General features: G+C 64.2%; 12 protein-coding genes. 11 read left to right on the plus strand and 1 reads right to left on the minus strand.

Going from position 1 to position 15,404, the window contains the following annotated elements; all coding sequences use genetic code 11:
- The first annotated feature begins 6 nt into the window (after positions 1-6).
- From murD to lpxC, 9 genes are all read left to right on the plus strand, one after another.
- A complete protein-coding gene (gene murD, locus FXN65_RS05005) occupies positions 7-1,353 on the plus strand; it encodes a UDP-N-acetylmuramoyl-L-alanine--D-glutamate ligase (RefSeq protein ID WP_151131989.1) in 1,347 nt (448 codons plus the stop codon).
- Positions 1,353-2,561: a putative lipid II flippase FtsW gene (gene ftsW / locus FXN65_RS05010; RefSeq protein ID WP_151131990.1), complete on the plus strand. Its 1,209-nt coding sequence runs from the start codon at positions 1,353-1,355 to the stop codon at positions 2,559-2,561. Before murD ends, ftsW begins: the two co-directional genes overlap by 1 nt.
- Entirely contained in the window at positions 2,558-3,628 is a 1,071-nt protein-coding gene (gene murG, locus FXN65_RS05015; RefSeq protein ID WP_151131991.1) for an undecaprenyldiphospho-muramoylpentapeptide beta-N-acetylglucosaminyltransferase, read from the plus strand. Before ftsW ends, murG begins: the two co-directional genes overlap by 4 nt.
- The gene (gene murC / locus FXN65_RS05020; protein ID WP_151131992.1) at positions 3,621-5,081 is read left to right on the plus strand and encodes a UDP-N-acetylmuramate--L-alanine ligase; all 1,461 of its coding nucleotides are present in this window, start codon (positions 3,621-3,623) and stop codon (positions 5,079-5,081) included. Before murG ends, murC begins: the two co-directional genes overlap by 8 nt.
- Positions 5,078-6,025 carry a D-alanine--D-alanine ligase gene (locus FXN65_RS05025; RefSeq protein WP_151131993.1) on the plus strand — a complete coding sequence of 316 codons (948 nt, stop codon included), beginning with the start codon at positions 5,078-5,080 and terminating at the stop codon, positions 6,023-6,025. The genes murC and FXN65_RS05025 overlap by 4 nt, the downstream gene beginning before the upstream one ends.
- A gap of 4 nt (positions 6,026-6,029) precedes the next feature.
- A complete protein-coding gene (locus tag FXN65_RS05030; protein ID WP_151131994.1) occupies positions 6,030-6,893 on the plus strand; it encodes a cell division protein FtsQ/DivIB in 864 nt (287 codons plus the stop codon).
- A 21-nt stretch (positions 6,894-6,914) separates the two neighbouring features.
- Positions 6,915-8,165: a cell division protein FtsA gene (ftsA, locus tag FXN65_RS05035; protein ID WP_151131995.1), complete on the plus strand. Its 1,251-nt coding sequence runs from the start codon at positions 6,915-6,917 to the stop codon at positions 8,163-8,165.
- Between the two features lie 48 nt (positions 8,166-8,213).
- Positions 8,214-9,401, plus strand: coding sequence for a cell division protein FtsZ (gene ftsZ, locus FXN65_RS05040; RefSeq protein ID WP_151131996.1), 1,188 nt, complete (start codon positions 8,214-8,216; stop codon positions 9,399-9,401).
- Positions 9,402-9,513: 112 nt separating this feature from the next.
- Positions 9,514-10,425, plus strand: a complete 912-nt coding sequence (gene lpxC / locus FXN65_RS05045; protein WP_077526468.1) for a UDP-3-O-acyl-N-acetylglucosamine deacetylase — start codon at positions 9,514-9,516, stop codon at positions 10,423-10,425.
- Positions 10,426-10,497: 72 nt separating this feature from the next.
- Here lpxC and FXN65_RS05050 read toward each other — a convergent pair whose 3' ends face one another.
- Positions 10,498-10,953, minus strand: coding sequence for a DUF721 domain-containing protein (locus FXN65_RS05050; RefSeq protein WP_151131997.1), 456 nt, complete (start codon positions 10,951-10,953; stop codon positions 10,498-10,500).
- A gap of 282 nt (positions 10,954-11,235) precedes the next feature.
- Here FXN65_RS05050 and secA point away from each other — a divergent pair, with 282 nt between their 5' ends.
- Entirely contained in the window at positions 11,236-13,977 is a 2,742-nt protein-coding gene (secA, locus tag FXN65_RS05055) for a preprotein translocase subunit SecA (protein WP_151131998.1), read from the plus strand.
- 117 nt (positions 13,978-14,094) lie between these two features.
- Complete coding sequence (argJ, locus tag FXN65_RS05060; protein WP_151131999.1) at positions 14,095-15,312, plus strand: bifunctional glutamate N-acetyltransferase/amino-acid acetyltransferase ArgJ; 1,218 nt, start codon at positions 14,095-14,097, stop codon at positions 15,310-15,312.
- The last annotated feature ends 92 nt before the right edge of the window (positions 15,313-15,404 follow it).

Here is a 15,404-nt window from a genome sequence, read left to right on the forward strand (position 1 = left end):
TCGAGAGTGACGCTGATCGCTTCCGACCAGTTCCGCATCGTTGTCGGCCTCGGCAAGAGCGGCATGTCCCTGGTGCGCTTCCTGGCGCGCCAGGGCGTGCCGTTCGCCGTGGCTGATACCCGTGCGAACCCGCCGGAGCTGGCGACGATCCAGAGCCAGTTCCCGCAGGTGGAAGTGCGTTGTGGCGAGCTCGATCCGGATTTCCTCGGCCGCGCCAGCGAGCTGTACGTGAGCCCGGGCCTGGCCGTGGCCACGCCCGCCCTGCAAGAAGCGGCACGGCGTGGAACCAAGCTGTCCGGCGACATCGAACTGTTCACCCGCCATGCCAAGGCGCCGATCGTCGCCATCACCGGCTCGAACGCCAAGAGCACTGTCACCACCCTGGTGGGCGACATGGCCCAGGCCGCCGGCAAGCGCGTCGCGGTGGGCGGCAACCTCGGTACTCCGGCGCTGGACCTGCTCGCCGACGACGTCGAGCTCTACGTGCTGGAGCTGTCCAGTTTCCAACTGGAAACCACCGACCGGCTGAATGCCGAGGTGGCCACCGTGCTCAACGTCAGCGAAGACCACATGGATCGCTACGCTGACATGCAGGCCTACCACCTCGCCAAGCACCGCATCTTCCGTGGCGCGCGCCAGGTCGTTGTCAATCGCGGCGACGCCTTGTCGCGTCCGCTGGTGGCCGACCAGCTGCCTTGCTGGACCTTTGGCCTGAACAGGCCCGACTTCAAGTCCTTCGGCCTGATCGAGGAAGACGGCGAGAAGTACCTGGCCTTCCAGTTCGACAAGCTGATGCCGGTGCGCGAGCTGAAGATTCGCGGCGCCCACAATCAAGCCAATGCCCTGGCTGCCCTGGCCCTGGGCCACGCGGTGGGCCTGCCGTTCGAGCCCATGCTCGATACCCTGCGCACGTTCGCCGGGCTGGCCCATCGTTGCCAGTGGGTGCGCGAGCTGCGTGGCGTGTCCTACTACGACGACTCCAAGGCAACCAACGTCGGGGCGGCCCTGGCGGCCATCGAAGGCCTGGGAGCCGACATCGACGGCAAGCTGGTGCTGATCGCGGGTGGTGATGGCAAGGGCGCGGATTTCTCCGGCCTCAAGGGCCCGGTGGAAGCGTTCTGCCGCGCCGTCGTGCTGCTGGGGCGAGATGCCGAGCTGATCGCCACCGCCCTGGGAGACTCCGTTCCGCTGGTTCGGTCCAAGACCCTGGACGAAGCGGTGCTGCGCTGCTCCGAACTGGCCGAGGCTGGCGATGCCGTGCTGCTGTCGCCGGCGTGCGCAAGCCTGGACATGTTCAAGAACTTCGAAGAACGCGGGCGTCTCTTCGCCCAGGCCGTGGAGGGGCTCGCCTGATGCTGGCCCGTCTGCTCGCCGCCCCTTCGCCGCTGCGCAGCCGCCGCGGCATTGACATCGACTTCCCGCTGCTGGCCGGTTGCCTGTCGCTGCTCGGCCTGGGCCTGGTGATGATTACCTCGGCTTCGTCGGAAGTCGCGGCGGCGCTGTCCGGCAACCCGCTGTACCACATGATCCGCCACCTGATTTACCTGGCGATCGGTCTCGGCGCCGGCCTGATCACGCTGCAGATCCCCATGGCCTTCTGGCAGCGCCATGGCGCTCGTCTGATGCTGGCTGCCATCGTCCTGCTGATCCTGGTCCTGCTGCCGGGCATCGGTCGGGAAATCAACGGTGCCAAACGCTGGATCGGCTTCGGCCTGTTCAACCTGCAGCCGTCCGAGCTGGCCAAACTGTTCACCGTGATGTTCATCGCCGGCTACCTGGTGCGTCGCCAGGACGAGGTGCGCGAGAAACTCACCGGATTCATCAAACCGATGCTGGTGCTGGGGCCGATCGCCGTGCTGCTGCTGGCAGAGCCGGACTTCGGGGCCACCGTGGTACTGGTGGGCTCCTGCAGCGCCATGCTGTTCCTCGGCGGGATCAACCTGGTGCGTTTCGTCCCCCTGGCCGGGGCCGTACTCGCTGCTGGCGTGCTGGTAATGACCAGCCAGAGCTACCGGATGCAGCGTCTGACCAACTTCATCGACCCCTGGGCCGACCAGTACGGCGCGGGCTACCAGCTCAGCCAGGCACTGATCGCCTTCGGTCGTGGCGAATGGTTCGGTGTCGGCCTGGGAAACAGCATCCAGAAGCAGTTCTACCTGCCGGAAGCCCATACCGACTTCGTCTTCGCGGTACTGGCCGAGGAACTGGGCATGATCGGTGCCCTGGCGACTGTCGGCCTGTTCGTCTTCGTCAGTGTCCGTGCCCTCTATATCGGTCTCTGGGCCGAGAAGGCGCGCCAGTACTTTTCCGCCTACGTCGCCTACGGTCTCGCCTTCCTCTGGATCGGCCAGGTGCTGATCAATATCGGCGTGAACGTCGGCCTGTTGCCGACCAAGGGCCTGACCCTGCCGTTCCTCAGCTACGGCGGCAGCTCCCTGGTGATCTGCTGCGTCAGCCTTGCACTGCTGCTGCGAATTGAATGGGAGCGGCGTACTCACCTTGGCAACGAGGAAGTGGAGTTCGTCGAGAGCGATTTCTTCGACGAGGAGGTGCGCCCATGAGCGGTAACGTGCTGATCATGGCTGGCGGCACCGGCGGCCACGTATTCCCGGCGCTGGCCTGTGCCCGCGAGTTCCAGGCCCGCGGTTTCAAGGTGCACTGGCTGGGCACGCCCAAGGGCATCGAGAACGAACTGGTTCCCCAGGCCGGCCTGCCGCTGCACCTGATCCAGGTGAGTGGCCTGCGCGGCAAGGGATTGAAGTCCTTGCTCAAGGCGCCGTTCGAGCTGCTCAAGTCGCTGTTCCAGGCGCGCCGAATCGTGCGTGAGCTCAACCCGGTCTGCGTACTGGGCATGGGCGGCTATGTCACCGGTCCCGGTGGACTGGCCGCGCGCCTGTCCGGCGTGCCGCTGATCATACATGAGCAGAACGCCGTTGCCGGCACCGCCAATCGCAGCCTGGCACCGATCGCCAGCCGCGTTTGCGAGGCCTTCCCGGATACCTTCGGGAAAAGCGACAAGCGGCGCACCACCGGCAATCCGGTGCGTGAAGAGCTGTTCCTGGAAACCCCGCGTGACACCCTGGCCGGTCGCAAGCCGCGCCTGCTGGTGCTGGGCGGCAGCCTGGGCGCCGAGCCGTTGAACAAGCTGCTGCCCGAAGCCCTGTCCCGGTTGTCCGCTGACCTGCGCCCGGAGGTGTTCCACCAGGCCGGCCGCAAGCATGACGAAATCACCGCGGAGCGTTATCGCGAAGCCGCGGTCGAAGCGGAGGTCGCGCCTTTCATCAAGGACATGGCCCGTGCCTATGCCTGGGCCGATCTGGTCATCTGCCGTGCAGGCGCCCTGACCGTGAGCGAGCTGGCCGCTGCCGGCCTGCCATCGTTCCTGGTGCCGCTGCCCCATGCGATCGACGACCACCAGTCGCGCAATGCCGAATACCTGGCGAAGGAGGGCGCGGCTGTCCTTCTTCCGCAACATTCCACTGATGCGGCCACGCTGGCCGCTCAGCTGACCGAGGTCCTGATGCAGCCCGAGAAACTCAAGGCCATGGGCGCTACCGCCCGCCGTCTGGCCAAACCCGCCGCCACCCGCACCGTGGTCGAGATCTGCCTGGAGGTGGCCAATGGTTGAGAGCCAGAAAGCCATGCCCCAGCCGGAGATGCGCCGCATCCGTCGTATCCACTTCGTCGGCATCGGCGGCGTGGGCATGTGCGGGATCGCCGAAGTGCTGCTGAACCTGGGCTACCGGGTTTCCGGATCCGACCTCAAGGCCTCGGCCGTGACCGAGCGCCTGGAGAAGTTCGGCGCGCAGATCTTCATCGGCCACCGCGCCGAGAATGCCGAGCACGCCGATGTGCTGGTGGTGTCCAGCGCCGTGAACAAATCCAACCCCGAGGTCGCGGTCGCCCTGGAGCGCCGCATCCCGGTGGTGCCGCGCGCTGAAATGCTCGCCGAGCTGATGCGCTACCGCCACGGCATCGCCGTCGCCGGTACCCACGGCAAGACCACCACCACCAGCCTGATCGCGTCGGTCTTCGCCGCCGGTGGCCTCGACCCCACCTTCGTCATCGGCGGCCGCCTGAACGCCGCGGGCACCAATGCCCAGCTCGGCACCAGCCGTTACCTGGTGGCCGAAGCCGACGAGAGCGACGCCAGCTTCCTGCACCTGCAGCCGATGGTGGCCGTGGTCACCAATATCGACGCGGACCACATGAGCACCTACGAGGGCGACTTCAATCGACTGAAGAAGACCTTCGTGGAGTTCCTCCACAACCTGCCGTTCTACGGTCTGGCCGTGCTCTGCGTGGACGACCCTGTGGTGCGCGAGATCCTGCCCCAGGTGGCGCGTCCCACCGTTACCTACGGCTTCTCCGAAGACGCCGACGTACGCGCCATCAATATCCGCCAGGACGGCATGCGCACCTGGTTCACCGTCCTGCGCAAGGACCGCGAGCCGCTGGATGTCTCGGTGAACATGCCGGGCAACCACAATGTGCTGAATTCCCTGGCCACCATCGCCATTGCCACCGACGAAGGCATCAGCGACGAAGCCATCGTCCAGGGCCTGTCCGGCTTCCAGGGCGTGGGCCGGCGCTTCCAGGTCTACGGCGAGCTTCAAATCGAAGGCGGCAGCGTGATGCTGGTGGACGACTACGGCCACCATCCGCGCGAAGTGGCCGCGGTGGTCAAGGCCGTTCGTGGTGGCTGGCCGGAGCGCCGTCTGGTGATGGTCTACCAGCCGCACCGCTACAGCCGTACCCGCGATCTCTACGACGATTTCGTGCAGGTGCTGGGTGAAGCCAACGTCCTGCTGCTGATGGAGGTCTACCCGGCCGGCGAAGAGCCGATTCCCGGCGCCGACAGCCGTCAGCTCTGCCACAGCATCCGGCAGCGCGGCCAATTGGACCCGATCTACATCGAGCGGGGTGTGGACCTCGCGCCGCTGGTCAAGCCGCTGCTGCGTCCCGGCGACATCCTGCTCTGCCAGGGGGCCGGCGACATCGGTGCGCTGGCGCCGCAACTGATCCAGAACCCGCTGTTTGGCGGTCAGGCCGACGACGCCGCCAAGAGGAAGACGAAATGAGCGCGCACTTCAAATCCACCCTCGAACCGGCTGCATTCGGTCGGGTCGCCGTTCTCTACGGCGGCAAGAGTGCCGAGCGCGAGGTTTCGCTGAAATCCGGCGCCATGGTGCTGCAAGCCCTGCAGTCCGCCGGCGTGGACGCTTTCGGTATTGATGTCGGTGACGACCTGCTGCAACGGCTGCAGGCGGAAAAGATCGACCGTGCCTTCATCATCCTCCACGGCCGTGGTGGCGAAGACGGCAGCATGCAAGGCCTGCTGGAGTGCCTGGAAATTCCCTATACCGGCAGCGGTATCCTGGCTTCGGCCCTGGCGATGGACAAGCTGCGTACCAAGCAGCTGTGGATCAGCCTCGGCCTGCCGACGCCGCGCCACGCCGTGCTGGCCAGCGAGCAGGACTGCCGCCAGGCAGCCGCCGAGCTGGGCTTCCCGCTGATCGTCAAGCCGGCGCATGAAGGTTCCAGCATTGGCATGGCGAAGGTCGAGGACGTCGACGCCCTGATCGAGGCCTGGCGTGATGCCGGTGTCTACGACCCGCAAGTGCTGGTGGAACAGTGGATCCACGGCCCGGAATTCACCGTTGCCTGGCTGCGCGGCGAAGTGCTGCCGCCCATTCGCCTCGGTACCCCGCACACCTTCTACGACTACGACGCCAAGTACCTGGCCAGTGATACCCGCTACCAGATCCCCTGTGGCCTGGATGCGGACAAGGAAGAGGAGCTGAAGCAACTGACCGCGCGCGCCTGCGAGACCCTCGGCATCCAGGGTTGGGCCCGCGCCGACGTCATGCAGGACGCCGAAGGGCGCTTCTGGCTCCTTGAAGTCAACACCGCACCGGGCATGACCGATCACAGCCTGGTGCCCATGGCCGCGCGCGCTGCGGGCCTGGATTTCCAGCAACTGGTGCTGGCGATCCTGACCGACAGCGTCGAGGCAAGGGGCTGATCCCATGCGTAGCGCCACTATCCGCCGCCAGGAACCCGTAATCGGCCGCGCCGCTCCGTCGCGCAAGCCGATACCGCGTGGCGCCAGCCGGATGGTGGCCAAGGAACCGCTGAGCCAGCGCCTGCCCAAGCCCAGCTTCGGCTTCCTGCGCAAGCTGGTCTGGCCGGTGATGCTCGTGGTGCTCGGATTCGGCGCCTACGAAGCGGCCCAGCGGTTGCTGCCGTATGCCGACCGGCCCATCGCGAAGGTCAATGTCCAGGGCGACCTGAGCTACATCAGCCAGCAGGCGGTGCAGCAGCGCATCGCGCCGTACATCGCTGCGAGCTTCTTCAGCATCGACCTGGCGGGCATGCGCCGCGAGCTGGAGCAGATGCCGTGGATCGCTCACGCCGAAGTACGCCGGGTGTGGCCGGACCAGGTGATGGTCCGCCTGGAAGAACAACTGCCCATCGCCCGCTGGGGCGACGAGGCTCTGCTGAACAACCAGGGCCAGGCCTTCGCCCCGCGCGAACTGGCCCACTACGAACAGCTGCCGCAGCTCTGGGGGCCGCAGCGCGCCCAGGAGCAGGTGATGCAGCAATACCAGATGCTCAGCCAGATGCTGCGCCCGCTCGGCTTTTCCATAGTCCGGCTGGAGCTGCGTGAGCGTGGCAGTTGGTTCCTGTCTACCGGCCAGGGCGTCGAGCTCCTGCTTGGACGGGATCATCTGGTGGAGAAGATGCGACGTTTCATCTCGATCTACGAGAAAACGCTGAAGGACCAGATTGCGAACATAGAGCGCGTCGACCTGCGCTATCCCAACGGCCTGGCAGTGGCCTGGCGGACGCCGGTCGAGGCCCCGGCGGCGACCACGGTCGCCGTGCAGTGAATTAGAGAGAAGGTTAGAAGCATGGCAAGCGTACAGAGCGGCAAGATGATCGTCGGCCTGGACATCGGCACCTCCAAGGTGGTGGCGTTGGTGGGCGAGGTCGCGGCTGATGGCCAACTCGAGATCGTCGGCATTGGCACTCATCCGTCGCGCGGCCTGAAAAAGGGCGTGGTGGTGAACATCGAATCCACCGTGCAATCCATCCAGCGCGCGGTGGAAGAAGCCCAGTTGATGGCGGGTTGCCGCATCCACTCGGCCTTCGTCGGCATCGCCGGCAATCACATCCGCAGCCTGAACTCCCACGGCATCGTGGCGATCCGCGATCGCGAAGTCAGCGGTGCCGACATCGAGCGTGTACTGGATGCCGCTCAGGCAGTGGCCATCCCGGCCGACCAGCGTGTGCTGCACACCCTGGCCCAGGACTACGTGATCGATAACCAGGAAGGCGTGCGTGAGCCGCTGGGCATGTCCGGCGTCCGCCTGGAAGCCAAGGTGCATGTGGTGACCTGTGCCGTGAACGCAGCGCAGAACATCGAGAAATGCGTGCGCCGCTGCGGCCTGGAAGTCGACGACATCATCCTCGAGCAGCTGGCGTCGGCCTACTCGGTCATCACCGATGACGAGAAGGAGCTGGGCGTCTGCCTGGTGGACATCGGTGGCGGGACCACCGACATCGCCATCTTCACCGAGGGCGCGATTCGCCACACCGCGGTGATCCCGATCGCCGGCGACCAGGTGACCAACGACATCGCCATGGCCCTGCGTACGCCGACCCAGTACGCCGAAGAGATCAAGATCCGCTACGCCTGCGCCCTGGCCAAGCTGGCCGGCGCTGGTGAAACCATCAAGGTGCCCAGCGTGGGCGACCGTCCGCCGCGCGAACTGTCGCGCCAGGCCCTGGCTGAAGTGGTCGAGCCGCGCTACGACGAGCTCTTCACCCTGATCCAGGCCGAACTGCGCCGCAGCGGCTACGAAGACCTGATTCCGGCGGGCATCGTCCTCACTGGCGGTACCGCCAAGATGGAAGGTGCGGTGGAACTGGCCGAAGAGATTTTCCACATGCCGGTGCGCCTGGGCGTACCGCATAGCGTGAAGGGGCTCGCCGATGTCGTGCGCAACCCCATCTATTCCACGGGCGTAGGCCTGCTGATGTACGGATTGCAGAAGCAGTCCGACGGCATGCCTGTCTCCACTGGCAACTACGGCTACGCCGAAGAAGCCAAGGCTCCTGTACTGGAACGGCTCAAACGCTGGGTTCAGGGCAATTTTTAACCGCGGTACGCAGTAGGCGAAAAACTAAAAAAGGAAGGAGAGGGGAAAATGTTCGAACTCGTAGATAATGTTCCGCAAACAGCGGTCATCAAGGTAATCGGTGTCGGTGGTGGCGGCGGCAACGCCGTGAACCACATGGCCAAGAGCAACATCGAGGGCGTCGAGTTCATCTGCGCCAACACCGATGCCCAGGCGCTGAAGAACATCGGCGCGCGCACCGTGCTGCAGCTCGGCCCGGGCGTGACCAAGGGCCTGGGTGCCGGCGCGAATCCCGAAGTCGGCCGTCAGGCCGCCATCGAGGACCGTGAGCGCATCGCCGAAGTGCTGCAGGGCGCCGACATGGTCTTCATCACCACTGGCATGGGCGGCGGCACCGGTACCGGTGCTGCACCGATCATCGCTGAAGTGGCCAAGGAAATGGGCATCCTCACCGTTGCGGTGGTGACCCGTCCGTTCCCCTTCGAAGGCCGCAAGCGCATGCAGATCGCCGACGAGGGCATCCGCTCCCTGGCAGAAAGCGTCGACTCGCTGATCACCATCCCCAACGAGAAGCTGCTGACCATACTCGGCAAGGACGCCAGCCTCCTGGCCGCCTTCGCCAAGGCCGACGATGTGCTCGCCGGCGCGGTGCGCGGCATCTCCGACATCATCAAGCGTCCCGGCATGATCAACGTCGACTTCGCCGACGTTAAGACCGTAATGGGTGAAATGGGCATGGCGATGATGGGTACCGGCTGCGCCAGCGGTCCGAATCGCGCTCGCGAAGCCACCGAGGCTGCCATCCGCAACCCGCTGCTGGACGACGTCAACCTGCAGGGCGCTCGCGGCATCCTGGTGAACATCACCGCAGGTCCGGACCTCTCCCTGGGCGAGTACTCCGATGTGGGCAACATCATCGAGCAGTTCGCTTCCGAACACGCCACCGTCAAGGTGGGTACCGTGATCGACCCGGATATGCGCGATGAACTGCACGTGACCGTAGTGGCCACTGGCCTGGGCGCGCGCATCGAGAAGCCGGTCAAGGTGGTCGACAACACCGTTCAGGCAGCCACTGTGGCCACCGCCACCGTTGCCGCTCGTCCGGAGCAGCCGTCGGTCAACTACCGCGACCTGGATCGCCCGACCGTGATGCGCAATCAGGCTCACGCCGGCGCGGCCACCGCGGCCAAGCTCAACACTCAGGATGACCTGGATTACCTGGATATCCCGGCATTCCTGCGTCGCCAGGCTGATTGATGATTTGTATCAGGAGCATTAGGGTGATTGGTGTTCAGCAAAGGGCGGTTCTGCTATTATCGCCGCCCATTGTTGAAAACAGTTCGCAACTTGCGCACAAGCGGCCAATGCCATGATCAGACAACGCACTCTCAAGAACATTATCCGTGCCACTGGCGTGGGGCTGCATTCCGGGGAAAAGGTCTACCTGACCCTCAAGCCCGCACCGGTGGATACCGGCATAGTGTTCCGCCGTACCGACCTCGATCCCGTCGTGGATATTCCTGCACGCGCCGAGAATGTCGGTGAGACCACCATGTCGACCACACTGATCAACGGTGAGGTCAAGGTGGACACCGTGGAGCACCTGCTTTCGGCCATGGCAGGCCTGGGCATCGACAACGCCTACGTCGAACTCTCCGCGTCGGAAGTGCCGATCATGGACGGCAGCGCCGGTCCCTTCGTCTTCCTGATTCAATCCGCCGGCCTGCAGGAGCAGGAAGCGCCGAAGAAGTTCATCCGTATCCTGCGCGAAGTGACTGTGGAGGAGGGCGACAAGCGCGCCACCTTCGTCCCCTTCGACGGTTTCAAGGTGAGCTTCGAGATCGATTTCGATCACCCGGTATTCCGCAATCGTACCCAGAGTGCGAGCGTGGATTTCTCCAGCACCTCGTTCGTCAAGGAGGTCAGCCGTGCGCGGACCTTCGGCTTCATGCGCGACATCGAGTTCCTGCGTTCCCAGAACCTGGCACTCGGCGGCAGCGTGGAGAACGCCATCGTGGTTGACGAGAACCAGGTGCTCAACGAAGACGGCCTGCGTTACGAGGACGAGTTCGTCAAGCACAAGATTCTCGATGCGATCGGTGACCTCTACCTGCTCGGCAACAGCCTGATCGGCGAATTCCGTGGCTTCAAGTCGGGCCACGCGCTGAACAACCGTTTGCTGCGCCAGCTCATCGAGCAGAAGGACGCCTGGGAAGTGGTGACCTTCGAGGATGCCAGGACTGCACCTATCTCCTATATGCGACCGGTAGCAGCCGTTTAAGCAATACCCTCTTTCCTGACTTCAAAGGCCACCTTCGGGTGGCCTTTTTTTATCTTCAGGTTTTCGATCTGCTCAGTCCTGTGATTTGCCGTGGCGCGCCAGGCGTTCCAGCGCCTCCCTCAAGCGCGGATCGCTGACGGTTTCCGCCGTGGCCTGCAGGCTTTCTGCAGCGGTGGTCGACAGGCGGCCTTCGGTCATCGGTGCGCTGCTCGGGGTGAAACTCGGCTGGACCTTGAAAACGATGCGCTCCAGGCCGGCGAAGGCCTCGAATCCCTTCAACTGGCGCAGCAGGCGGGCCTGCTGGTAGCGCAGTCGGGTCGCCCAATGACCGTCGGTGACGATCAGCAGCAGTCGGCCTTCGCGCCAGGAGGCGACATGGCAGTGTTCACGAGCGGCGGGCTGCAGTTGGCTGGCGAGCAGTTGTTGCAGCTGGTCGATGCGCTGGGCTTCGTTGAATAGCGCCCGCAACGGCTTTTCCTCACGCAACAGCGCGGCAGGGGAACGGGCGGGCAGGGGACGAAACGCCATGATGAGTGCTTGAATGAGAGCTGTTGCGCCCATATTAACAGACACAGTTCCTCGCCTCGGCCTGAGTCCGCAATTCGATCGCTCAGGCTGTCGGTTCCCCCGGGGCATCTAGCGATTGGCCGTGACCGGGGAGTGTGGACGCCGTCCTACGGCGACCGGGAAGTGCTCCCGCTTTCCTCGACAAGGAATCCGGGTAGAATGCCCCCTTCGCAAGTAGCCATGATGGCTGCGCGGGCGACTCCAGGCCGCCCTCCATCCCAATGTGTGGAAGATCCTCTCTATATGTTTGCGCCCTTGTTGAAGAAACTCTTTGGAAGCAAGAACGAACGCGAAGTGAAGCGCATGGCCAAGGCGGTACAGGCCATCAACGCGTTCGAAGAGCAGATGGTGGCCCTGTCCGATGACCAGCTGCGTGCCAAGACCGAAGAGTTCAAGGCGCGCCTGGCCAAGGGCGAGACCCTCGACCAGCTGTTGCCGGAGGCCTTCGCCGTGGCCCGTGAGGCCGGCAAGCGCGTCATGGGCATGCGCCACTTCGACGTCCAGCTCATCGGTGGCATGACCTTGCACGAGGGCAAGATCGCCGAGATGCGTACCGGTGAGGGCAAGACCCTGGTGGGTACCCTGGCGGTCTACCTGAACGCGCTGTCCGGCAAGGGCGTGCACGTGGTGACCGTGAACGACTACCTGGCCCGCCGCGACGCCAACTGGATGCGTCCGCTGTATGAATTCCTCGGCCTGTCCGTCGGCATCGTCACCCCCTTCCAGCCGCCGGAAGAAAAGCGCGCAGCCTACGCCGCCGACATCACCTACGGCACCAACAACGAGTTCGGTTTCGACTACCTGCGCGACAACATGGCCTTCAGTCTGGACGACAAGTTCCAGCGCGAACTGAACTTCTCCGTGATCGACGAAGTGGACTCCATCCTCATCGACGAGGCGCGTACCCCGCTGATCATCTCCGGCCAGGCCGAAGACAGCTCCAAGCTCTACATCCAGATCAACAAGCTGATCCCGCGCCTGAAACAGCACATCGAAGAGGTGGAAGGCCAGGTCACCCAGGAAGGCCATTACTCGGTCGACGAGAAGACCCGTCAGGTCGAACTCAACGAGATGGGCCACCAGTACATCGAGGAAATGCTCACCCAGACCGGCCTGCTGGCCGAGGGCGAGAGCCTCTATTCGGCGCATAACCTCAGCCTGCTGACCCACGTCTACGCTGCGCTGCGCGCTCACACCCTGTTCCATCGCAACATCGAATACATCGTGCAGAACGACCAGGTCCTGCTGATCGACGAGCACACCGGCCGCACCATGCCCGGTCGCCGCTTGTCCGAAGGCCTGCACCAGGCCATCGAAGCCAAGGAAAACCTGCCGATCCAGGCGGAGAGCCAGACCCTGGCTTCGACCACCTTCCAGAACTACTTCCGCCTCTACAAGAAGCTGTCCGGCATGACCGGTACCGCCGATACCGAGGCCTTCGAATTCCGCCAGATCTACGGCCTGGATGTGGTGGTCATCCCGACTCACCGCCCGATTGCCCGTAAGGATTTCAACGACCTGGTCTACCTGACACAGGAAGAGAAGTTCGACGCCATCATCACCGACATCAAGGAATGCCAGGCCAATGGCCGTCCGGTGCTGGTGGGCACCGCCTCGATCGAGAGTTCTGAATACGTTTCGCAACTGCTGGTCAAGGCGGGCATCGAGCACAAGGTGCTCAACGCCAAGTACCACGAGAAGGAAGCCGAGATCATCGCCCAGGCCGGTCGTCCGGGCGCCGTGACCATCGCCACCAACATGGCCGGTCGTGGTACCGACATTCTCCTCGGCGGCAACTGGGAAGCCGAAGTGGCTGCCCTGGAAGCCCCGACCGACGAGCAGGTCGCGCAGATCAAGGCCGAGTGGCAGAAGCGTCACCAGCAAGTGATCGAGTCTGGCGGCCTGCACGTGGTCGCTTCCGAGCGTCACGAATCCCGCCGTATCGACAATCAGCTGCGTGGCCGTGCCGGTCGCCAGGGTGACCCGGGTTCCAGCCGCTTCTACCTGTCGCTGGAAGACAACCTGATGCGTATCTTCGCCTCCGACCGGGTGAAGAACTTCATGAAGGCCCTGGGCATGCAGTCCGGCGAGGCCATCGAGCACCGCATGGTGACCAACGCCATCGAGAAGGCGCAGCGCAAGGTCGAGGGTCGCAACTTCGACATCCGCAAGCAGCTCCTCGAATACGACGACGTGGCCAACGAACAGCGCAAGGTGATCTACCACATGCGCAACAGCCTGCTGGCTGCGGAGCATATCGGCGACACCATCAGCGAGTTCCGCGAAGAAGTGCTGAACAGCACCATCGACGCCCATATCCCGCCGCAGTCGATGCCCGAGCAGTGGGACGTCAGCGGTCTGGAAGCTGCCCTGTACAGCGATTTCGGCCTGAAGCTGCCGGTGCAGCAGTGGCTCGACGAAGACGACAAGCTCTACGAAGAAACCCTGCGCGAGAAGATCCTCGCTCAGCTGCTCGCCGCCTACAACGAGAAGGAAGACCTCGCCGGCGCCGAAGCCCTGCGTGCTTTCGAGAAGCAGATGCTGCTTCGCGTGCTGGACGACCTGTGGAAGGATCACCTGTCCACCATGGATCACCTGCGTCACGGTATTCACCTGCGCGGCTACGCCCAGAAGAACCCGAAGCAGGAGTACAAGCGCGAGTCCTTCACCCTGTTCCAGGAGCTGCTCGACTCCATCAAGCGCGACACCATCCGCGTCCTGTCCCACGTTCAGGTCCGCCGCGAAGATCCGGTCGAGGAAGAAGCCCGTCTGCGCCGCGAGGCCGAGGAAATGGCCCGTCGCATGCAGTTCGAGCATGCTGCCGCACCTAGCCTCGATGAGCCGGAAGTGGGCGAAGAGCAGGGCGATGTGGCTGTCGCCACCGCGGCCGCGCCGGTACGCACCGAGCCCAAGGTTGGCCGCAACGAGCCTTGCCCTTGTGGCTCCGGCAAGAAATACAAGCACTGCCACGGTCAAATCAACTAAGGCTCTGCTGTAATTCCAACGCCGCGACCGGCCCTGCCGCTCGCGGCGTTTTTCCTGATACCCCTGGCCGTCTGCACCGCCCGCAGCCGGTCGCCTGCTGACAAAGGAGCGCTTCCCATGGCTGTTGGTCTTGGCCCTCTGCCTACCCTGCACCCGGTTCCCGGTTTCGAACTCGGCATCGCCTCTGCCGGCATCAAGCGCCCCGGGCGCAAGGACGTGGTCGTGATGCGCTGCGCCGAAGGCTCCACCATCGCCGGCGTCACCACCACCAATGCCTTCTGCGCTGCCCCGGTGCTGATCACCCGCGAGCGCCTGCAGGGCGAAGTACGCTACCTGCTGACCAATACCGGCAATGCCAACGCCGGTACCGGTCCGGATGGCCTGGTTCGCGCGCGCCGTTCCTGCGCCAAGTTGGCGGAACTGGCTGGCGTGGGTGAAGAGGCCGTGCTGCCGTTCTCCACCGGCGTGATCGGCGAGCCGCTGCCGGTCGAGAAGATCGAGGCCGCGCTGCCGGCGGCACTGGCTGACCTCAAGGTGGATAACTGGGCCCAGGCGGCCGAAGGCATCATGACCACGGACACTCAGCCCAAGGGTGCCTGTCGCCAGTTCGAGCACGACGGCGTGACCGTCACCATCACCGGTATCAGCAAGGGCGCCGGCATGATCCGTCCGAACATGGCCACCATGCTTGGCTACATCGCCACTGACGCAAAGGTTGCCGGTGATGTGCTGCATGCCCTGGTGCGCGATGCGGCGAACAAGTCCTTCAACCGCATCACCATCGACGGTGATACCTCCACCAACGACTGCTGCATGCTGATTGCCACCGGTCAGGCCGCCCTGCCGGAAATCACCGCTGCCAGCGGTGAGCTGTTCGCCAAGCTCAAGCAGGCCCTGTTCGACGTCTTCATGGAGATCGCCCAGGCCATCGTGCGTGACGGCGAAGGCGCTACCAAGTTCGTCACGGTGCAGGTCAATGGCGGTGGCAACCACCAGGAATGCCTGGATGTTGCCTACGCCGTAGCCCACTCGCCTCTGATCAAGACCGCTCTGTTCGCTTCCGATCCCAACTGGGGCCGCATCCTGGCCGCCGTGGGCTATGCCGGCGTGCCGGATCTGGACGTGAGTAAGATCGACGTGTTCCTCGGCGAAGTCTGCATTGCCAGCCAGGGTGGCCGTGCCTCTACCTACACCGAAGCGCAGGGCGCTGCGGTGATGGCTCGCGAAGAGATCACCATCCGCATCGAACTGGGTCGTGGTGACTGCAGCGAAACCATCTGGACCACCGATCTGTCCCACGAATACGTGAAGATCAATGCTGAGTACCGCACCTGAGAACCTGCCTACGATCAGCTGCGCGTTGGATTAACTGTGTTGGGAATGGCTTCGGGCTTGCTCATTTACAGCTCGTAAACTCCGAGCCCTCA

It is taken from the genome of Pseudomonas lalkuanensis, assembly GCF_008807375.1.
GTDB classification, from domain to species: Bacteria; Pseudomonadota; Gammaproteobacteria; order Pseudomonadales; family Pseudomonadaceae; genus Metapseudomonas; species Metapseudomonas lalkuanensis.